This is a genomic window from Saccharothrix longispora, assembly GCF_030852425.1.
Classification (GTDB): Bacteria; Actinomycetota; Actinomycetes; order Mycobacteriales; family Pseudonocardiaceae; genus Actinosynnema; species Actinosynnema longispora.
This window is the reverse complement of the sequence record NZ_NSDM01000007.1, coordinates 99,347-118,890: the sequence shown is the minus strand read 5'-3', so window position 1 is coordinate 118,890 and position 19,544 is coordinate 99,347. Positions and strand designations below refer to the sequence as shown.

The window sequence follows — 19,544 nt, the reverse complement described above, 5'->3', positions numbered from 1 at the left end:
GGGTGGTCCCCTGGCACGATCATGATCATGACCGTCGTGGAGGCCCTGCAGCGCAAGGTGCTCCGGGTGCTGGTCGCGACCCAGGTGCTGGGGTCGGCGGGGACCACCATCGGGCTCGCCGTGAGCACGCTCGTCGCGGCCTCCCTGGCCGGTTCCGACGCGATCGGCGGCCTGGCGCAGACGAGCGCGGTGCTCGGCGCGGCCCTGTTCGCCCTGCCCGTGGCCCGGCTGGCCGGTCGACGCGGACGCCGCCCGGCCCTGGTGCTGGGCTACGGCGCGGGCGCGGTCGGCGCGGCGGTGGCGGCGTGCGCCGTCGTCCTCGGCGCGTGGCCGCTGCTGCTGGTCGCGCTCGTGCTGTTCGGCGCGGCGTCCAGCGCGAACCTCGCCTCCCGGTACGCGGGCACCGACCTCGCCCACCCGCACCGCCGGGCGCGCTCGCTCGCGCTGGTGGTGTGGGCGGCCACGATCGGCGCGGTCGCCGGACCCAACCTCGCCGACCCGGCCGGCCGCGCGGCCACCGGGGCCGGTCTGCCCGTCGGCGCGGGCCCCTACCTGCTGTCCGCCGCGCTGTTCGCCGCCACCGCGCTGGTCGTGCTGCGGTTCCTGCGGCCCGACCCGCTGGTCGTCGCCCGGTCCGCCGCGCCCACCCCGCCGCCCGAGCGTCGCGGGGTGGGAGCCGCGCGCGGCTCCGTCGCGCTGTGGCGGTCGCTGTCGCCCACCGCGAAGCTCGCCCTCGGCGGCGTCGCGCTGTCGCACACGGCGATGGTCGGCCTGATGTCCATGACCCCCGTGCACATGGACCACGCGGGCTCGTCGCTGCGCGTGGTGGGCGTCGTCATCAGCCTGCACGTGGCCGCGATGTACGCGGCCAGCCCCCTGTTCGGGTGGATGGCCGACCGGGTGGGCAGGGTGCCCGTGCTGGCGGTCGGCGCGGCCCTGGTGGTCGCCGCCTCCGCGATCGTGGGCATGGCGCCCGCGCACGACACCCCGCAGCTCGCCGTCGGGCTGGTGCTGCTGAGCTTCGGCTGGTCGGCGGGGGTGGTGTCGGGGTCCGCGCTGCTCACCGAGTCGGTCGCGCCCGTGGACCGGACGGCCGCCCAGGGCCTGTCCGACCTGTGCATGAACGCGGGCGGCGCGATCGGCGGCGTGGCGGCGGGCATCGTGGTCACGGTGTGGTCCTACGGCGCGCTGGGCCTGGTCCTGGGGGTCGCCGCGCTGCCGCTGCTGGCGGCGTGCCTGCACTCGTCGTTGCAGCGGGTGCGCTGAGTCGGACCGGGGGTGGCGGGCTCAGCGCTTGCGGTTGTGCCAGAGCGCGCGCACGCCGACCACGATCGCCGCGACGAGGGCGGCGATCACCGCGATGGCGCCGATGGGCGAGGACAGGCCGGTGGTGTCCACCTGGAGCAGCAGCACACCCCCGAGGTTACCGCGCGGCGGCGGCGGCGAATTCGCGCACCACGCCCGTTTCACCCGACTTGGGCCACACCGCGCCCCAGCTCAGGCGGGGCGCGTCGCGGATCGGCAGGAACGCGATCCGGGGCCGGGTGAAGTAGCCGACGGCGTGCTCGCCCAGCGGGCACACGCCCTCGCCGTCCGCGACCGCCGTGAGCAGCTCCTGGAACGTCGCGTGGTCCCGCCCCCTGGCGACCGGCAGGCCGGCGGGGGTCGCGTCGCGCCAGTAGGCGGCCTTGAAGACCGTGTCGCGGGCGAGGTCGTCCAGGGTGACCTCGCGCTGCCTGGTGAACGGGTGCCCGTCGGCCACCGCGAGGACCAGGGGCTCCTCGTGCAGCACGGGACCGCTCGCCAGGTCCGGCTCGACCACCGGGAACAGGGTCACCAGCACGTCGACCTCGCCGTCCCTGAGCAGCGCGAGCGGATCGCGGAACGCGGCCTCGCGGACCCGCACCGCGCTGCCCGGGTGGCGGGTGCGGAACGCGTCCAGGACCGGGGCCACCAGGTCGGCCAGCGCGGGCGCCTCGAAGCCGACGCGCAGCAGGGCCGTGCCCCGGGCGGACTCGCGGGCGCGGGCGACGCCCTCCGCGATCCGGCGGTACGCGGGGGCGAGGTCGTCGCGCAGCCCCCGGCCGATCGGGGTGAGCGCGACGCGGCGGCTCGTGCGGTCGAACAGGGGCGCGCCGATGTGCCGCTCCAGCCGCTTGACGGTCTGGCTGACCAGGGCCTGCGAGACGTGCAGGCGCTCGGCGGTGCGGCTGAAGTGCAGCTCCTCGGCGAGGGTGAGGAAGACCTCCAGGTCACGCCGTTCCATAACACCCAGGTTATCGATCGTGCCGGATCGCGTCGTTGTTCCGGGCGGCCCGGCGGGCGATCGTCGTCGACGTGGAGAACACCCTGATCGTCCGGGCCGACCAGGCCGAACGCCTCATCGCCGATCCCGCCGCCGCGGTCGCCCTGCTGGCCGACCTCGACGTGCTCACCGCCAACCGGTCCACCTTCCTCGACGGCGCGGACGGGGCGCCGCCGCACTTCCACACCCGCGCCTCCGAGCTGCTCTTCGTGCTCGACGGGACGCTCCAGGTGCTGCTCGACCGCGACGTGACGACCCTGGAGCGCGGCGACCTGCTCGTCGTGCCGCCGCGCGTGCCGCACGCGTTCGGCGCGGCCCGCGGCGCCGACGCCGACGTGCTGTGCGTCTTCACGCCGGGGATGGGCCGGTTCGACTACTACCGGCTGCTCGACCGCGTGGGGCGGGGCGAGGCGGACCCGGCGGAGATCGGGGCCTCGCGGGACCGGTTCGACAACCACTACGTCGACAGCCGGGCCTGGGCGGCGGCGCGCTAGCCTGGGTGCGATGCGCAACACGGTCTTCCGCAAGTTGATGGCGGACGAGTTCGGCCAGGTCCGGGCGGAGATGGTGGCCCGGGAGCACGTGATGTCGGCGCTGGGCGGCCGCACCGCGGACGAGGCGCTGGAGGCGGGCTTCCCGCCGAAGGAGGTCTGGTTGGCCGTCTGCGACGCGTTCGACGTGCCGGAACAGCGCCGGTGACGTGCCGGTCACGCGGCGTGTCGACCCGGTGGTCGAACACCTGTTCGGCTATGCTGCGCGTCACGACCGGGTGACACATCCCCGCGGGTGACTCGGTCCCCGGCCGAAAATGTCGGACCCCACCCGTACCGTCGGTCCCGACATGGCACAGAGAACCAAGACAAACCGAGGTGGACCCCAGATGGCACCCCAGGCTCCCGACCGGGACAAGGCCCTCGAACTGGCCCTGGCCCAGATCGACAAGCAGTTCGGCAAGGGCTCGGTCATGCGGCTGGGCGAGGAGGGGCGCGCGCCGATCGAGGTGATCCCGACCGGCGCCATCGCGCTGGACGTGGCGCTCGGCATCGGCGGCCTGCCGCGCGGCCGCGTCGTCGAGATCTACGGCCCGGAGTCCTCCGGTAAGACGACCGTCGCGCTGCACGCCGTGGCCAACGCCCAGCGCAACGGCGGCATCGCCGCGTTCATCGACGCGGAGCACGCGCTCGACCCCGACTACGCGAAGAAGCTGGGCGTCGACACCGACGCGCTGCTGGTGTCCCAGCCCGACACCGGTGAGCAGGCGCTGGAGATCGCGGACATGCTGGTCCGCTCCGGCGCGCTCGACATCCTGGTCATCGACTCGGTGGCGGCCCTGGTGCCCCGCGCCGAGATCGAGGGCGAGATGGGCGACAACCACGTCGGCCTCCAGGCCCGCCTGATGAGCCAGGCGCTGCGGAAGATCACCGGTGCGCTCAGCTCGTCGAACACCACCGCGATCTTCATCAACCAGCTGCGCGAGAAGATCGGCGTGATGTTCGGCTCGCCCGAGACCACGACCGGCGGCAAGGCGCTGAAGTTCTACGCGTCCGTGCGCCTCGACGTGCGGCGGATCGAGACCCTCAAGGACGGCGGCGAGCCGGTCGGCAACCGCACCCGGGTCAAGGTCGTGAAGAACAAGGTGGCCCCGCCGTTCAAGCAGGCCGAGTTCGACATCCTCTACGGCCAGGGCATCAGCCGCGAGGGCTCGCTCATCGACATGGGCGTGGACCAGGGCATCCTGCGCAAGTCGGGCGCCTGGTACACCTACGAGGGCGACCAGCTGGGCCAGGGCAAGGAGAACGCGCGGAAGTTCCTGCGCGAGAACCCGGACGTGGCGAACGAGATCGAGAAGCGGATCAAGGACAAGCTCGGCATCGGGGCCACCCTCGACGCCGACGAGACCGCGCCCGCGCCGGTCGAGTTCTGAGTTTCGTGGCACGACGAGGTGGCCGTGGTCGCGGGACGCCCCGCGACCCTTCGGCCGACCCCGGTTTCGGCGTCGACGGCGAGGTCGACGGGGAGCAGCCGCCACCGGTCGACCCGGCGAAGGAGCAGCGCAAGGCGACGGACATCTGCTACGCGCTGCTCACCGCCCGTGCCCGCACGCGCGTGGAGTTGCGCGACGCGCTGCTGCGCAAGGGCATCCGCGAGGAGACGGCCGACCTCGTGCTCGGCAAGTTCGACCGGGCGGGCCTGATCGACGACGCCGCGTTCGCCGAGGTCTGGGTGCGCTCGCGGCACACCCACCAGGGCCTGGGCCGGCGGGCGCTGGCCCTGGAGCTGCGCCGCAAGGGCGTCGCCGACGAGGTGGCCGCCGAGGCCATCGCGGCGGTCGACGACGAGGCCGAGGAGGACCGGGCCCGCGACCTGGTGCGCAAGAAGCTGCGCACGATGTCCGGCCTGGACGACACGACCAGGATTCGCCGGCTGGTCGCGGCACTGGCGCGCAAGGGCTACGCGGAGGGCCTCGCCTACCGCGTGGTGAAGGACGAGCTGCGCCGGGCGGGCGAGGACGCCGAGGCCCTGGAGCACCTGCCCCAGGACTGACCACCCGCCCCCTCGTCCTCCGCGTCGCCCGGAACCCGCGGCTCCGCGGATCGCGGCCTAGGGTCGGGTGAGGCGCCAGAACTGACGCTTCTTCTTGTCCTCCCGGACCACCACGCCCAACCTCGCGAGTTCCTCGCGCAGCTGGGCGGCGTCCTCCCCGTCGTCCTTGCGCAGCGCGTCGGCGCGCACCTTGAGCAGCGCGTCGGCCCCCGGCGGCAGATCCGGCGTGCCCGACACCCAGCGCCGGTAGTCGGCCGCGTACGGGTCGCCGTCGAGCCACTGGTAGCCGTGGGTCTGGAAGGCGTCGGCCAGCGCCCCGGCGTCCAGGTCGTGGCTCTCGCGGACCAGCTCGCCGGTGTCCACGCCCAGCAGCACGAGCTTCTTGCCGTCCAGGAACACCCCGGACACCAGCGTGCGGTCGAAGTTCCGGGTCTTGCCGCCGCGCTCCAGTTCCACGCCCTCGTTGAACACCTCGACGGTGAGCCGCTCGTGCGCGGCGATCGCCGACACCACCAGGCCCAGCACCAGGCCCGCGCCGAGCGAGCCGACCGTCCCCCACGGCTCGGGGATCGACGCGACGAGTCGGAACGGCCCCTGCATCGGCGCCCACGACAGCCCGGCCACCCAGCCCGCGATCGACTTCAACCCGAACAGCACACCCGCGCCCGCCAGCGGGAAACCGGCCCACACCAGGCCGACCTGCCGGCCGGGTTCCGCGACCACCGTGGCTCGACGCACGTCCATCCCCCACTCCCTCCCCGAAGTGAGCGCTCAACCTACCGCCGTACGCTCCGCGCGTGGGCATCAGGGCCGAGCACGTGGTGTGGGACTGGAACGGCACGCTCCTCGCCGACAACGACGCGGTCCTCGCCGCCGTGAACCGGGTGTGCGCGGACTTCGGGCACACCACCGCCGTCACGCTCGACCAGTGGCGCGAGGTGTTCGCCCGGCCGGTCAAGGACTGCTACGAACGCCTCCTGGGCCGCCCGCTGTCCGCGGCGGACTGGGCGCGCGTGGACCTGCTGTACCACCACGAGTACCGCTCGCTGCTGCACGGCGTGGGCCTCGCGCACGGCGTGCCCGACCTCCTGGTGCCCCTGCGCCAGACCCAGTCGCTGCTCTCGATGTGGTTCCACGACGAACTGGTGCCGCTCGTCGCGGGGTTCGGCCTGCACGACCTGTTCACCCGGGTCGACGGCCTGCGCGCCCCCGACCCGGGCGGCAACTCGAAGGCCGAGCACCTGGCCGCGCACCTCGATGCCCAACGCCTGCGCCCGCGGGACGTCCTGGTCGTCGGCGACGTGCTCGACGACGCCGACGCCGCCCGCGCGGTGGGCGCACAGGTCGTCCTGGTCGCCACCGGCACCAGCTCACGCCGGGTCCTGCGCTCCGCGGGCGTCCCGGTGGCCGACTCGATCCCCGAAGCCCTGACCCACCTGACCTGAACCGACGACACGCGGTGCGCGAACCGACGACACGCGGTGCGCGGGCTTACGACTCGCGGGTGTGTCGGCGAGTCGTAAGCCCAGCCCCGGTATGTCGTACGTTCGCGCCCGGTGTGTCGTCGGTTCAGGAGGGGTTACAGGGTGGTTGCGGCTCGGGCCAGGGCTTCGACGCGGGCGTAGTCGCCCGCGACGAGGGCGTCCTTCGGGGCCAGCCAGGAGCCACCCACGCAGCCGACGTTCGGCAGGGCCAGGTAGCGGGGGGCCGACTCGGGCGTGATGCCGCCGGTCGGGCAGAAGCGCAGGCCGGGCAGCGGGCCGCCGATCGACTTCAGGTAGTCCACGCCGCCCGCGGCCTCGGCGGGGAAGAACTTCAGCGCCGTCAGGCCGCGCTCGGCCAGCCGCATCGCCTCGGACACGGTCGCCGCGCCGGGCAGGAACGGCAGGCCGGTGTCCTCGGCGGCGTCGAGCACCGCGTCCGTCGACCCCGGCGTGACGAGGAACGCGGCGCCGGCCTTCGCGGCCTGCTCGGCGTGCTCCGGCGTGGTCACGGTGCCCGCGCCGATCACGATCTCCGGCACCTCGGCCGCCACCCGCTCGATGGCGTCCAGCGCGGCGGGAGTGCGCAGCGTCAGCTCGATCACGCCGATGCCGCCGCGCAGCAGCGCCCGCGCCAGCGGCACGGCGTGCGCGGCGTCGTCCACGACCACGACCGGGATGACGGGGGACAGCGCCAGCAGGTCAGAGCTGGTGGTCACCGGGAAACCTCCTGGTTGAACTGGCCTTCGAAGTGCGAGGCCGCGACGGGTCCGAACACGCCGGCACCCCGGTCCGCCGGGCCGACCGCCCGCCGCAGCGCGGCGAACAGCTCGCGACCGGTGCCGGTCCACGCCTGCGCGTCCGGGGGGAAGTCCACCAGCTCGCGCGCGGCCAGCTCGGCGGGGTCGACGAACACCTCCAGGGTGCCGGTCTCGGCGTCCAGCCGCAGCACGTCGCCGTCGCGCACGCGCGCCAGCGGACCGCCGACGGCCGCCTCGGGCGTGAGCTGGATGGCGGCCGGGATCTTGCCCGACGCGCCGGACATGCGGCCGTCGGTGACCAGCGCGACCTTGAAGCCCCGGTCCATGAGCACGCCGAGCGCGGGGACGAGCTTGTGCAGCTCGGGCATGCCGTTGGCCTGCGGGCCCTGCTGCCGCACGACGACCACCACGTCGCGCTCCAGCTCCCCGGCCCTGAACGCCTCGCTGAACCCCTCCTGCGAGGTGAACACGCGCGCGGGTGCCTCCACGACCCGGTGCTCGGCCTTCACCGCGGACACCTTGATCACCGCGCGGCCGAGGTTGCCGGACAGCATGCGCAGGCCGCCGTCGGCGGCGAACGGGTCGGACGCGGGCCGCAGCACGTCGGTGTCCAGGGACCGGCCCGGGCCGTCGCGCCAGGTCAGCACGCCCTCGACCAGCACCGGCTCCCTCGTGTAGCGGGCCAGGCCCGGCCCGGCGGCGGTCCGCACGTCACCGTGCAGCAGCCCGGCCTCCAGCAGGGTGTGCACGAGGAACTGCACGCCGCCCGCGGCCTGGAAGTGGTTGATGTCGGCCGACCCGTTCGGGTAGACGCGGGCCAGCAGCGGCACCACCGTGGACAGCTCGGCGAAGTCGTCCCAGCCCAGCTCGATGCCCGCGGCCGACGCGATGGCCACCAGGTGCATGGTGTGATTGGTCGAGCCGCCGGTCGCGAGCAGCGCGACGACGCCGTTGACCACGGACTTCGCGTCCACCACGTGTCCGATCGGCGTGTACTCGTCGCCCCGGCTGATCTCCACGGCGCGCCGCGCGGCCTCCTCGGTCAGCGCGCGTCGCAGCCTGGTGCCCGGCGGCACGAAGCTCGCGCCCGGCAGGTGCAGGCCCATGACCTCCACGACGAGCTGGTTGGAGTTCGCCGTGCCGTAGAACGTGCAGGTCCCGGGGCTGTGGTAGGAGGCGGACTCGGCCTCCAGCAGGTCCTCGCGGGTCGCCTTGCCCTCGGCGAACAGCTGCCGCACGCGGGCCTTCTCCGAGTTCGGGAGCCCCGAGTTCATCGGACCCGCGGGCACGAGGATCGCGGGCAGGTGCCCGAACGACAGCGCACCGATCAGCAGGCCCGGCACGATCTTGTCGCACACGCCGAGCAGCAGCGCCGAGTCGAACATCTCGTGCGAGAGCGCCACGGCGGTGGACATCGCGATGACGTCCCGGCTGAACAGGGACAGCTCCATGCCCGCGCGGCCCTGCGTGATGCCGTCGCACATGGCGGGCACGCCGCCCGCGAACTGCGCCACGCCGCCGACGGCCCGCGCCGCGTCCTTGATCCACGCCGGGTACTCGTGCATCGGCTGGTGGGCGGACAGCATGTCGTTGTACGACGACACGATCGCCACGTTCGGGCGACGCATCGCCCGGAGGAGGTCCTTGTCGCCACCGGTGATGCCGGCGAAGCCGTGGGCCAGGTTGCTGCACGCCATGTCGCGGCGGGCGGGCCCCTCCTGGTGGGCCTGGGCGACCCGGTCGAGGTAGGCGGTCCGGGCGGCGGCGCTGCGGGCGGCGATTCGGGCCGTCACCTGATCGACGACGGGATGCACGCTCATGGTTCGCTGTCTCCGGGAGTGATCACGGGCCGTGGTGGGCCCGGTGGACGACAGCGCTGGCGTCGCACGGACGGACGTGACAGCACGCACATTATGTCACGACACATGATCGTCACAAAAACGATTCAGATCCTGGGACGCGCCGTGGATACTTGTGGTGCTTGTCACAACCGCGCCGACCGGGCAGAGTCGGTACCCGGAACTCAAGGGAGGTGCTGACCATGACGTCCTCGGAGATCGTGGAACTGCGCCGCGCGCTCGGCCGGCTCCGCCAGTGCGTCGGCGGGCTGCGTACGCGGTACGGCGACGTGGCTGCGGTGCAGCGGCTGGCCAACGACATCGAGCGCCTGGACATCGACGCGACCGAACTGGTGGACCTGGACAGCACGCCCCGGCAGCGGGAGGCGCCCAGGATCGAACGGGAGGTCGTGGTCGTGCCCGACACGCCCTACGACCCCCGGCTCTGGCACGACGCCGACGACGAAGGCCTCGGCGGCTACCGCAGCCACCGCACCTGACCCACCCGGTACCGGCCCCCACGTGGACTCACCACGCGGGGGCCGGTTCGGTTTTCCCGAAAAGATCGGTCCTTGATCGACTACCGCCACAACGACGTGGAACCGAGGTGAGGTATGAGGGCGCAGATCGCCCAGCGCACGTTGCGGACCGACAGGTGGTGGATACCGCCGCTGGCCACCTTCGCCGGTCTGCTGCTGATCTCGGTCTACGCGGCCGTGCGCACGTTCATGGGCGACCACTACTGGGTGGACGAGTACCGCTACCTGACGCCCATGTACTCCCCGTGCCTGAGCCAGGAGTGCCTGCCCAACGCGGCGCACTTCGGCCGGCCGCTGCCCGAGCTGCCGGGGTTCCTCACCCCGCCCGTGATCATCATCCCGTTCCTGCTCGGCTTCCGGGTGACCTGCTACTACTACCGCAAGGCGTACTACCGGGCGGCGTGGATGTCCCCGCCCGCGTGCGCCGTGGCCGAGCCCCACGCGAAGTACACCGGTGAGACCCGCTTCCCGCTGGTCGCGCAGAACCTGCACCGCTACTTCTTCTACGCCGCCTCGCTGCTGCTGCTGATCAACATCTACGACGCGTTCTACGCGTTCAGCACCGGCATCGGCCTGGGCAACATCGTCCTGCTGGTGAACGTGGCGCTGCTCGGCGCGTACACGCTGTCGTGCCACTCGTGCCGGCACATCGCGGGCGGCCGGTTGAAGCACTTCTCCAAGCACCCGGTGCGGTACTGGGCGTGGACCCGGATCTCCAAGCTCAACGCCAAGCACATGCAGCTCGCGTGGGCCTCGCTGATCTTCGTCTGCGTCACGGACCTCTACGTCGCGCTGGTCGCCTCCGGGACGATCACCGACCTCCGACTCGTCAACTGAGGAGTGGTTTTGCCCGAGCTGGAACGGCATCAGTTCGACGTGCTCGTGATCGGTGCCGGCGGTGCGGGGCTGCGCGCCGCGATCGAGGCCCGCGAGCACGGGATGCGCACCGCGGTGCTGTGCAAGTCCTTGTTCGGCAAGGCCCACACGGTGATGGCCGAGGGCGGCATCGCCGCGGCCATGGGCAACGCGAACTCCGACGACAACTGGCAGGTGCACTTCCGCGACACCATGCGCGGCGGGAAGTTCCTCAACAACTGGCGGATGGCCGAGCTGCACGCCAAGGAAGCCCCCGACCGGGTGTGGGAGCTGGAGACCTACGGCGCGCTGTTCGACCGCACGAAGGACGGGCGGATCAGCCAGCGCAACTTCGGCGGCCACGAGTACCCGCGCCTCGCGCACGTCGGCGACCGCACGGGGCTGGAGCTGATCCGCAGCCTCCAGCAGAAGGTCGTGTCCCTCCAGCAGGACGACTTCGCCGAGACCGGCGACTACGAGTCGCGGCTGCGCGTGTTCCAGGAGTTCACCGTCACCGACCTGGTCCTGGACCGCGGGAAGGTCGCCGGCGCGTTCGGCTACTGGCGCGAGTCGGGCCGCTTCGTGCTGTTCGAGGCGCCCGCGGTGGTGCTCGCGACCGGTGGCATCGGCAAGTCGTTCAAGGTCACGTCGAACTCGTGGGAGTACACCGGCGACGGCCACGCGCTGGCCCTGCGCGCCGGGGCGTCGCTGATCAACATGGAGTTCGTCCAGTTCCACCCGACCGGCATGGTCTGGCCGCCGTCGGTGAAGGGCATCCTCGTCACGGAGTCCGTCCGCGGCGACGGCGGCGTGCTGCGGAACTCCGAGGACAAGCGGTTCATGTTCGACTACGTCCCCGAGGTGTTCAAGGACAAGTACGCCGACAACGAGGAGGAAGCCGACCGCTGGTACACCGACCCCGGCGCCAACCGGCGGCCACCGGAGCTGCTGCCGCGCGACGAGGTGGCGCGGGCCATCAACTCCGAGGTCAAGGCCGGTCGCGGGTCGGAGCACGGCGGCGTCTTCCTCGACGTGTCCACGCGCCTGCCCGCCGAGGAGATCATGCGGCGGCTGCCGTCGATGCACCACCAGTTCAAGGAGCTGGCCGACGTCGACATCACCGCGCAGCCCATGGAGGTCGGGCCGACCTGCCACTACGTGATGGGCGGCGTGCAGGTGGAGCCGGACACCGGCGCGTCGTCCGTGCCGGGGCTGTTCGCGGCGGGCGAGGTGTCCGGCGGCATGCACGGCTCGAACCGGCTGGGCGGCAACTCGCTGTCCGACCTGCTGGTGTTCGGCCGGCGGGCGGGCCTGGGCGCGGCCGACTACGTCGCGAGCCTGTCCGAGCGGCCCTCCTGCTCCGACGAGGCGGTGGCCGAGGCCGAGCGGACGGCCGTCTCGCCGTTCTCCGGTGAGAGCGGCGAGAACCCGTACACGCTGCACATGGAGCTCCAGCAGGCGATGAACGACCTGGTCGGCATCATCCGGCGGGCCGACGAGATGGACCAGGCCGTGAAGCGGCTCGACGAGCTGAAGCGGCGCGCGGCGAACGTCGTGGTCGAGGGGCACCGGCAGTTCAACCCGGGCTGGCACCTCGCGCTCGACCTGCGCAACATGCTGCTGGTCAGCGAGTGCGTGGCGCGCGCCGCGCTGCTGCGCACCGAGAGCCGCGGCGGGCACACCCGCGACGACTACCCGCGGATGGATGCGGAGTGGCGGCGCAAGCTGCTGGTCTGCGCGTTGTCCGGCGAGGGCGTCACCGTGACCGAGCAGGCGCAGGTCCCGATCCGCGCGGACCTGCTGGACCTGTTCGAGCGCACGGAGCTGGACAAGTACCTGACCGCGGACGAACTGGAGGGGTGACGTGGGGTACCAGGGGCACTTCCGGGTGTGGCGCGGCTCCGCCGAGGGCGGCGGCCTGGAGGACTTCACCGTCGAGGTCAACGAGGGCGAGGTCGTCCTCGACGTGATCCACCGGTTGCAGGCCACCCAGACGCCCGACCTGGCCGTGCGGTGGAACTGCAAGGCGGGCAAGTGCGGCTCGTGCTCGGCCGAGATCAACGGCCGGCCGAGGCTGCTGTGCATGACGCGGATGTCGACGTTCACCGAGACCGAGACGATCACGGTGACGCCGATGCGCACGTTCCCGGTGATCCGCGACCTCGTCACGGACGTCTCGTACAACTACCTGAAGGCCAGGGAGATCCCGGCGTTCCAGCCCCCGAAGGGCGTCGCGCCGGGGGAGTACCGGATGCGGCAGGTCGACGTGGAGCGCTCGCAGGAGTTCCGCAAGTGCATCGAGTGCTTCCTGTGCAACGACACGTGCCACGTCATCCGGGACCACGAGGAGAACAAGGAGGCGTTCGCCGGGCCGCGGTTCCTGATGCGGGTGGCCGAGCTGGAGATGCACCCGCTCGACGAGGCCGACCGGGTGCGCGAGGCGCAGACGTCGCACGGGCTCGGGCTGTGCAACATCACCAAGTGCTGCACCGAGGTGTGCCCGGAGCACATCAAGATCACCGACAACGCCCTGATCCCGATGAAGGAACGCGTCGCCGACCGCCGCTACGACCCGATCGTGTGGTTGGGCAACAAGCTGTTCCGGCGGGGCTGACTCGTCGGCGGACCCGCCTCCCGCGTGGGGGCGGGTCCGCCCGACCGGGGCGCGGTCACGCCGGTGGTGCCGGAGCCCCGGGGCCGGGAAGGCGGTTCGCGGCGCCGACGAGCCGGTCGCGCAGGCGTCGCCGCCGATCCTCCGCGTACTCCCGGAGGGCATCGACCATCCCGGTGACCGCCGCGTCGAGCGACGCGCCGTCGGCGGCCACCGGCGGTCCCGGGACGAAGACCGACCAACCGCCGGCCTCGCGGACGATCCGCGCGCGGCGGACATGTCGGTTCTTCCACTGCGCTCCTCCACCGATGGATACGGTCGGAGCCGGGGCGACGACCACCCGCCCCGGCTCCGACCGGTCACCTCACCTGCTCACCGCACCGCGGTACTGGTGGAGTGCACTTGTTCGCACCGTGCGCTGTTCATCCAGCCGTCACTGGATCAGCCGCCCTCGGTCCAGTAGCGCTGGAGCCTGGCGACCGCTTCGTCCTTGCTCATCCCGGCCACCTCGGACTCGGCGAGGCCGACACGCGTGATCAGTATGTGCACGAGGTCGGCCGGCAGGGCTGCCGCCGGCGGCTCAGGCGTCCCGCGAGCAGGTTTGACGCCATCCTGCACGCATGACCAGAACGCCGGTTCGTCGACGTCGAGTTGATCGCGGAGGATGTGCTTCCAGATGCCTTGCCCGTAGCCGGTGCGGTCCACCGGGTGCGAGATGCGGGTGCGCAGAATCCTGCCGTCGACAAGATCGAGTTCGTAAGTGACGTGATGCGTTCCAGTTCGGCCGCGGGCATCGCGCACTCGGCGCCATTCCTCGATCTGGCAGAACGCCTCGTGATCCTTGCGCGTCGGCTGCGGCCAGGAAGTCACCGCGCGGCACCGACAAGCCAGTCGCGTAGCTGCTCGTCGTCGCTGAAGCTGATCAGCTGCACCAATCCCCAGTTGGCACGGTGGTTCGGAGCGTCGAGCAGGCGCTGCTGCCAGTCTTCCGCGTACTCGCGCAGGGCGTCGATCATCTCGGTGATCGCTTCGTCGAACGACGCGCCATCAGCCGCCACTGGCAGCCCCGGGATGAACACTGACCAGCCGCCGGCCTCCGGGACGACCTGGGCGTGCGACGGAACGGTCGATGCGAGGAAGTGGCGCAGCCGCTTGACATCCACGACGGCTGTCGTGGATGAGTCACGGCGAACCGTGGCGACTCGCCCCTTCTCCGCGGCATCCAGCAAGTCTTTCAGATGTGCGCGAGCATCGGTGTAGCTGTCGTAGTGAACAGCAGGCATGCCGGCCTCCCCGGGGGTCCTCACAAGCATGCCCCTGAAGGTCAAGTACGTCAAGTACGTGACGTACTTGGGCCGATGTTGCATGTTATGCAACCACGAGCGGGCATGTCAGAGCCGGGGCGACGACCGTCGCCCCGGCTCCGACCAGGTAATTCACCTGCTCAAGGCGCTCAGGGTCAGCTGCAACCCGACGTGGAGCCGCAGCCCTCGCACAGGTAGCACGAGCCGGCCGGCCGCATCTTCGTGCCGCACGTCATGCACAGCGGCGCGTCGGCGGCCTTGCCGAGGTGCAGTTCCAGCAGCTCCGTGGAGCTGCCCACCCGGACGTCCTGCGGCGCGGCCTTCTTCTCCGGCGCGGGGGTCGGGGCGCTGGCCGGGGCGGTCGGGGTGTCGGAGTCGACCGACGTGCGCAGGCCCTCCAGGTCGACGTCGCCGCCGCTGTAGTCCGCCGCCACCTGGGCGGTGCGCTCGTCGGCGGTGAAGATGCCGAGCTGCGAGCGCTTCTCGAACGGCAGGTAGTCGAGCGCCAGCCTGCGGAACAGGTAGTCCAGGACGCTGGTCGCGATGCGCACGTCCGGGTCGTCCGTCATGCCCGCCGGCTCGAAGCGCAGGTTCTGGAACTTCGAGACGTAGAACTCCAGCGGGATGCCGTACTGGAGGCCGACCGAGATGGACATGGAGAACGCGTCCATCACGCCCGCCAGGGTGGAGCCCTGCTTGCCGAGCTTGACGAAGATCTCGCCCAGGCCGTCGTCCGGGTACGAACCGGCGTGCAGGTAGCCCTCGGCGCCGCCGACCGTGAACGACACCGTCTGCGACGGGCGCTTCTTCGGCAGGCGCTTGCGCACCGGGCGGTACTCGACCACCGTCTCGGTCTTGACCTCCGACGCCGCCGGGACGGCCGCGGGGGAGGATGCCTTGGCCGACTTGCCCGCCGACAGCGGCTGGCCGACCTTGCAGTTGTCGCGGTAGATCGCGAGCGCCTTCAGGCCCAGCTTCCAACCCTGGTAGTAGATCCCCTCGACCTCCTCGACGGTCGCCGTCTCCGGCATGTTGACCGTCTTGGAGATCGCGCCCGAGATGAACGGCTGCACCGCGGCCATCATCCGGACGTGGCCCATCGGGGCGATCGAGCGGTCGCCCATGGCGCAGTCGAACACCTCGTAGTGCTCCGGCCTGAGGCCGGGGGCGTCCACCACGTGGCCGTGCTCGCCGATGAACTCGACGATCGCCTCGACCTGCTCCTCCTGGTAGCCCAGGACGCGCAGCGCGCGCGGCACGGTCTGGTTGACGATCTGCATGGAGCCGCCGCCGACCAGCTTCTTGAACTTCACCAGCGCCAGGTCCGGCTCGATGCCGGTGGTGTCGCAGTCCATCATCAGGCCGATGGTGCCGGTGGGCGCGAGCACGGACGCCTGCGCGTTGCGCCAGCCGTTGCGGGCGCCGACCGCCTGGCACTCCTGCCACGCCTTGGTGGCCACCGAGCGCACGGCCGCGTCGTTGGCGTGCAGCGTGCGGATCTCGTCGTTGGCCGCCGCGTGCTTGCGGATGATGCGCTGGTGCGCCTCGGCGTTGCGGGCGTAGCCGTCGTACGGGCCGACGATGCCGGCCAGTTCGGCGGACCGCCGGTACGCCACGGCCTGCATCAGCGACGTGATGGCCGCCGCCAGCGCCCGGCCGCCCTCGGAGTCGTACGCGTGGCCGGTCGCCATGAGCAGCGCGCCCAGGTTCGCGTAGCCGATGCCGAGCTGGCGGAACGCGCGGGTCGTCTCGCCGATCGCGGGGGTCGGGAAGTCCGCGAAGCAGATCGAGATGTCCATCGCGGTGATGATCAGCTCGACCGACTTGGCGAACAGCTCCGCGTTGAACGAGCCGTCGTCCTTGAGGAACTTCATCAGGTTCAGCGACGCGAGGTTGCAGCTGGAGTTGTCCAGGTGCATGTACTCCGAGCACGGGTTGGACGCGGTGATGCGGCCCGACTCCGGCGTGGTGTGCCAGTCGTTGATGGTGCCGTCGTACTGGATGCCCGGGTCGGCGCACTCCCACGCGGCCTGCGCGAGCTTGCGGAACAGGCCCTTCGCGTCGACGTGGTCGATGACCTCGCCGGTCATCCGGGCGCGCAGGCCGAACTGGCCGCCGGTCTCGTAGGCGTGCATGAACTCGTCCGACACGCGGATCGAGTTGTTCGCGTTCTGGTACTGCACGGACACGATGTCCTTGCCGCCCAGGTCCATGTCGAACCCGGCGTCGCGCAGCGCGCGGACCTTGTCCTCCTCGCGCGCCTTGGTCTCGATGAACTCCTCGACGTCGGGGTGGTCCACGTCGAGCACGACCATCTTCGCCGCGCGGCGGGTCGCGCCACCGGACTTGATGGTGCCCGCCGAGGCGTCCGCGCCGCGCATGAACGACACCGGGCCGGACGCCGTGCCGCCGGAGGACAGCAGCTCCCGCGAGGAGCGGATGCGCGAGAGGTTCAGGCCCGCGCCGGAGCCGCCCTTGAAGATCAGGCCCTCCTCGCGGTACCAGTTCAGGATCGACTCCATCGTGTCGTCGACCGACAGGATGAAGCAGGCGCTGACCTGCTGCGGGGAGGTGGTGCCCACGTTGAACCACACCGGCGAGTTGAAGCTGAACACCTGGTGCAGCAGCATCCAGGTCAGCTCGTGCTCGTAGATCTCGGCGTCCTGCTCGGAGCCGAAGTAGCCGTGCTTGACGCCCGCCTCGACGTAGGTCTTCACCACGCGGTCGATGAGCTGGCGCAGGCTGTGCTCGCGCTGCGACGTGCCGACCGCGCCGCGGAAGTACTTGCTGGTGACGATGTTCGTCGCGTTGACCGACCAGAAGTCCGGGAACTCGACGCCGCGCTGCTCGAAGTTCACCGAGCCGTCGCGCCAGTTCGTCATCACGACGTCGCGGTGCTCCCAGGTGACCTCGTCGTAGGGGTGCGTGCCCTCGGTGGTGTGGACGCGCTCCACCTTCAGCTTGGCGTTCTTGCTTCCCGCGCCGTTGCGGGTGGCCGTCTTCTTGCTCGAGCCACCGACGGTCTCGGTCATCCGGGGTCCCTCTCGATCAACGTGGTGTGGTGTGGGTGCGCGACCACGTCCGGGCTCCCCGTCCGAGGCGGTCGCTGTGGTGTTCCGCCGCGTGGTGCCGGCGGTGGTGGTGCTCAGTCGCGGCGGGCTGCGCCGACCGGTCGGGGACTAGTCGCGCTGGGCGTCGCGAAGATCGGCGATCTCCTTCTCGAAGTCCTCGACGGACGAGAAGGAGCGGTAGACGCTGGCGAAGCGGAGGTAGGCGACCTCGTCCAGCTCGCGGAGGGGGCCGAGGATGGCCAGGCCCACCTCGTGGCTGGGGATCTCGGCGACGCCACCGGAGCGGATCGACTCCTCCACGCGCTGGGCCAGCTGCTGGAGGGCGTCCTCGTCGACGGGGCGGCCCTGGCACGCGCGCCGCACGCCGACGACGACCTTGTCGCGGCTGAACGGCTCGGTCACGCCGGAGCGCTTGACCACCGCCAGCACGGCCTCCTCGACCGTGGTGAAGCGGCGCCCGCAGGCGGTGCACGACCGGCGGCGGCGGATGACCTGACCCTCGTCGACCTCGCGGGAATCGACGACACGCGAGTCCGAGTTGCGGCAGAACGGGCATCGCACGGCTGGTCTCCCCCTCCCCTGGGCAGCACCCATCGCGTTAGCCCCGCTCGTGGGGAAAACCCCAACCTGTGGACTAACTACAACGGTGTGACCACTAGATGTAGGGGTCAACCTATGCCCAACGCCTACGGCCCTGCAAGTCGGGGGGCGGCGTGTCCCGTCACTCGGACGGCGGAATCGGGCACGACCTCCTGAAACGCGCGGACCGCGCCCGCCGGGGGTGGCGGGCGCGGTCCGGGACGGGGTGCGAGGGGTGTCAGGGAGTGGCGGCGCCGTCCGGCACGAGGAGGGCCTGGCCGGGCTTCACCTCGGCGTCGGGCAGGGCGTTGAGCTCCCGGATGCGGTCCGCGACGGCCTCGGGGTCGCTGTCCGGCGCGCTGCGCTCGGCGACGTCGAGCAGGGACTCGCCCACCTGGACGTGCACGACGGCGGTCCGCTCGGGGACGCTCGTGGCACCGGTGGCGTACAGGTGGAACACGCTCAGCGCGGCGGCCACGACGGCGGCGGCGACGGCGTAGGCGGCGAACTGGAGCGCCGGGTGGCGCGGGGGGCGGGTCACGCCGGCGGTCGGGGCGGGTGGCGCCTCGCGCACCGCGGGGGCGGGGGGTCGGCGGTCGGCCTCGTCGGGTACCTCGAACCGGCGGAGCACCCGTGGTCCGGGTCGCAGTCCCTCGCCGAGGGCGACATCCTCGACACCGGCGTCGTCGACGAGTTCGAAGCCGCCCCGAGTGCCAATGACCACCGCCATGCTGCCCTCCAACGCAGGTCATCCGATCATGATCGAACCTGTGTTCGATCGAACGTCCGTGCGAATGTCTACCACTAAGTGCCGCATAATTGGAAGGACACGCCGGGACTTACTTCGAACAGGTGTTTGATCTGGACGTGGAACACGACTACCGTCCACAACCGAAGATCGACGGAGAGCCGGCCTGGGCAATCTGAGCCGGTGAGGAGGAAGCACCGTGGCACGCAAGACCAACGACGAACCGAGCACCGCCGCCGATGTGCCCTCCGTCCCGCAACCGGCGGACATCGCGGGCAACGCGGGGCTCACCCTGCGTCAGCGCAAGGTGCTCGACGTGATCCGCGACTGGCTGGACCGGTTCGGCTACCCGCCCAGCGTGCGCGAGATCGGCGAGGCGGTGGGGCTGACCAGCACGTCCTCGGTCGCCCACCAGTTGCGGGCGCTGGAGAAGAAGGGGTTCCTGAGGCGCGACCCGAACCGGCCGCGCGCGGTGGGCGTGCTGCCGCCGGAGATCGTGACCGGGCTCGACCCGTCGTCCAAGCCGACGCCCGCGTACGTGCCCATGCTGGGCCGCATCGCCGCAGGTGGGCCGATCCTGGCCGAAGAGGCCATCGAGGACGTGTTCCCCCTGCCGCGCGAGATCGTCGGCGAGGGCGAGGTGTTCCTGCTCAAGGTCGTGGGTGATTCCATGGTGGACGCCGCCATCACCGACGGTGACTGGGTCGTCGTGCGCCAGCAGCCGACCGCCGACAACGGCGACGTGGTGGCCGCCATGATCGACGGCGAGGCCACGGTCAAGACGTTCAAGCGCAAGGACGACCACGTGTGGCTGATGCCGCACAACCAGGCCTACCAGCCGATCCTGGGCGACGAGGCGTCGATCCTGGGCAAGGTCGTCGCGGTGCTGCGCCGCCTCTGACGGACCG

General features: G+C 71.5%; 22 protein-coding genes. 11 read left to right on the top strand and 11 right to left on the bottom strand.

The genetic code is table 11. From position 1 onward, the window contains the following. Positions 1-27: 27 nt before the first annotated feature. Positions 28-1,266 (top strand): MFS transporter, encoded by a 1,239-nt coding sequence (locus CKY47_RS17670; protein ID WP_306746942.1) that lies wholly within the window; start codon positions 28-30, stop codon positions 1,264-1,266. A gap of 21 nt (positions 1,267-1,287) precedes the next feature. Here CKY47_RS17670 and CKY47_RS17665 read toward each other — a convergent pair whose 3' ends face one another. Together CKY47_RS17665 and CKY47_RS17660 are read right to left on the bottom strand one after the other, a co-directional pair. Continuing rightward, positions 1,288-1,413, bottom strand: coding sequence for a hypothetical protein (locus CKY47_RS17665; RefSeq protein ID WP_306746941.1), 126 nt, complete (start codon positions 1,411-1,413; stop codon positions 1,288-1,290). 10 nt (positions 1,414-1,423) lie between these two features. Next, positions 1,424-2,266 carry a LysR family transcriptional regulator gene (locus CKY47_RS17660; RefSeq protein ID WP_306746940.1) on the bottom strand — a complete coding sequence of 281 codons (843 nt, stop codon included), beginning with the start codon at positions 2,264-2,266 and terminating at the stop codon, positions 1,424-1,426. Positions 2,267-2,337: 71 nt separating this feature from the next. Here CKY47_RS17660 and CKY47_RS17655 point away from each other — a divergent pair, with 71 nt between their 5' ends. The 4 genes from CKY47_RS17655 to CKY47_RS17640 all read left to right on the top strand — a co-directional run bounded on the left by CKY47_RS17655 (position 2,338) and on the right by CKY47_RS17640 (position 4,849). After that, complete coding sequence (locus tag CKY47_RS17655; RefSeq protein ID WP_306746939.1) at positions 2,338-2,799, top strand: cupin domain-containing protein; 462 nt, start codon at positions 2,338-2,340, stop codon at positions 2,797-2,799. Positions 2,800-2,809: 10 nt separating this feature from the next. Further along, positions 2,810-3,004, top strand: a complete 195-nt coding sequence (locus CKY47_RS17650; protein ID WP_306746938.1) for a DUF3046 domain-containing protein — start codon at positions 2,810-2,812, stop codon at positions 3,002-3,004. Positions 3,005-3,185: 181 nt separating this feature from the next. Beyond that, positions 3,186-4,229 (top strand): recombinase RecA, encoded by a 1,044-nt coding sequence (gene recA / locus CKY47_RS17645; RefSeq protein WP_306746937.1) that lies wholly within the window; start codon positions 3,186-3,188, stop codon positions 4,227-4,229. Positions 4,230-4,372: 143 nt separating this feature from the next. Then, positions 4,373-4,849, top strand: a complete 477-nt coding sequence (locus CKY47_RS17640) for a regulatory protein RecX (protein WP_306747218.1) — start codon at positions 4,373-4,375, stop codon at positions 4,847-4,849. 57 nt (positions 4,850-4,906) lie between these two features. Here CKY47_RS17640 and CKY47_RS17635 read toward each other — a convergent pair whose 3' ends face one another. Then, a complete protein-coding gene (locus tag CKY47_RS17635) occupies positions 4,907-5,593 on the bottom strand; it encodes a YqeB family protein (protein WP_306746936.1) in 687 nt (228 codons plus the stop codon). A gap of 53 nt (positions 5,594-5,646) precedes the next feature. Here CKY47_RS17635 and CKY47_RS17630 point away from each other — a divergent pair, with 53 nt between their 5' ends. Next, positions 5,647-6,294 carry an HAD family hydrolase gene (locus CKY47_RS17630; protein WP_306746935.1) on the top strand — a complete coding sequence of 216 codons (648 nt, stop codon included), beginning with the start codon at positions 5,647-5,649 and terminating at the stop codon, positions 6,292-6,294. A 134-nt stretch (positions 6,295-6,428) separates the two neighbouring features. On the opposite strand, the gene eda is transcribed toward CKY47_RS17630, so the two are convergent. Beyond that, positions 6,429-7,049 (bottom strand): bifunctional 4-hydroxy-2-oxoglutarate aldolase/2-dehydro-3-deoxy-phosphogluconate aldolase, encoded by a 621-nt coding sequence (eda, locus tag CKY47_RS17625; RefSeq protein WP_306746934.1) that lies wholly within the window; start codon positions 7,047-7,049, stop codon positions 6,429-6,431. Next, a complete protein-coding gene (gene edd, locus CKY47_RS17620; RefSeq protein ID WP_306746933.1) occupies positions 7,046-8,911 on the bottom strand; it encodes a phosphogluconate dehydratase in 1,866 nt (621 codons plus the stop codon). Before edd ends, eda begins: the two co-directional genes overlap by 4 nt. A gap of 221 nt (positions 8,912-9,132) precedes the next feature. Here edd and CKY47_RS17615 point away from each other — a divergent pair, with 221 nt between their 5' ends. The 4 genes from CKY47_RS17615 to CKY47_RS17600 all read left to right on the top strand — a co-directional run bounded on the left by CKY47_RS17615 (position 9,133) and on the right by CKY47_RS17600 (position 12,937). Beyond that, positions 9,133-9,429: an Rv0250c family protein gene (locus CKY47_RS17615; RefSeq protein WP_306746932.1), complete on the top strand. Its 297-nt coding sequence runs from the start codon at positions 9,133-9,135 to the stop codon at positions 9,427-9,429. Between the two features lie 114 nt (positions 9,430-9,543). Beyond that, positions 9,544-10,305, top strand: a complete 762-nt coding sequence (locus tag CKY47_RS17610) for a succinate dehydrogenase subunit SdhC (protein ID WP_306746931.1) — start codon at positions 9,544-9,546, stop codon at positions 10,303-10,305. A gap of 9 nt (positions 10,306-10,314) precedes the next feature. Then, entirely contained in the window at positions 10,315-12,186 is a 1,872-nt protein-coding gene (locus CKY47_RS17605) for a fumarate reductase/succinate dehydrogenase flavoprotein subunit (RefSeq protein ID WP_306746930.1), read from the top strand. 1 nt (position 12,187) lies between these two features. Then, the gene (locus tag CKY47_RS17600; RefSeq protein WP_306746929.1) at positions 12,188-12,937 is read left to right on the top strand and encodes a succinate dehydrogenase/fumarate reductase iron-sulfur subunit; all 750 of its coding nucleotides are present in this window, start codon (positions 12,188-12,190) and stop codon (positions 12,935-12,937) included. 55 nt (positions 12,938-12,992) lie between these two features. Here CKY47_RS17600 and CKY47_RS17595 read toward each other — a convergent pair whose 3' ends face one another. The 6 genes from CKY47_RS17595 to CKY47_RS17570 all read right to left on the bottom strand — a co-directional run bounded on the left by CKY47_RS17595 (position 12,993) and on the right by CKY47_RS17570 (position 18,618). Next, a complete protein-coding gene (locus tag CKY47_RS17595; RefSeq protein ID WP_306746928.1) occupies positions 12,993-13,274 on the bottom strand; it encodes a hypothetical protein in 282 nt (93 codons plus the stop codon). A gap of 101 nt (positions 13,275-13,375) precedes the next feature. Continuing rightward, positions 13,376-13,804 (bottom strand): cytotoxic translational repressor of toxin-antitoxin stability system, encoded by a 429-nt coding sequence (locus tag CKY47_RS17590; RefSeq protein ID WP_306746927.1) that lies wholly within the window; start codon positions 13,802-13,804, stop codon positions 13,376-13,378. Further along, entirely contained in the window at positions 13,801-14,217 is a 417-nt protein-coding gene (locus CKY47_RS17585; RefSeq protein ID WP_306746926.1) for a RelB antitoxin-like protein, read from the bottom strand. Before CKY47_RS17585 ends, CKY47_RS17590 begins: the two co-directional genes overlap by 4 nt. 176 nt (positions 14,218-14,393) lie before the next feature. Then, positions 14,394-17,270: a vitamin B12-dependent ribonucleotide reductase gene (locus tag CKY47_RS17580; protein ID WP_306746925.1), complete on the bottom strand. Its 2,877-nt coding sequence runs from the start codon at positions 17,268-17,270 to the stop codon at positions 14,394-14,396. 147 nt (positions 17,271-17,417) lie between these two features. Next, a complete protein-coding gene (gene nrdR / locus CKY47_RS17575) occupies positions 17,418-17,870 on the bottom strand; it encodes a transcriptional regulator NrdR (protein ID WP_306746924.1) in 453 nt (150 codons plus the stop codon). Between the two features lie 256 nt (positions 17,871-18,126). Next, positions 18,127-18,618 carry a hypothetical protein gene (locus CKY47_RS17570; RefSeq protein ID WP_306746923.1) on the bottom strand — a complete coding sequence of 164 codons (492 nt, stop codon included), beginning with the start codon at positions 18,616-18,618 and terminating at the stop codon, positions 18,127-18,129. 217 nt (positions 18,619-18,835) lie between these two features. Here CKY47_RS17570 and lexA point away from each other — a divergent pair, with 217 nt between their 5' ends. Beyond that, positions 18,836-19,537, top strand: coding sequence for a transcriptional repressor LexA (gene lexA, locus CKY47_RS17565; protein ID WP_306746922.1), 702 nt, complete (start codon positions 18,836-18,838; stop codon positions 19,535-19,537). Positions 19,538-19,544 lie beyond the last annotated feature (7 nt).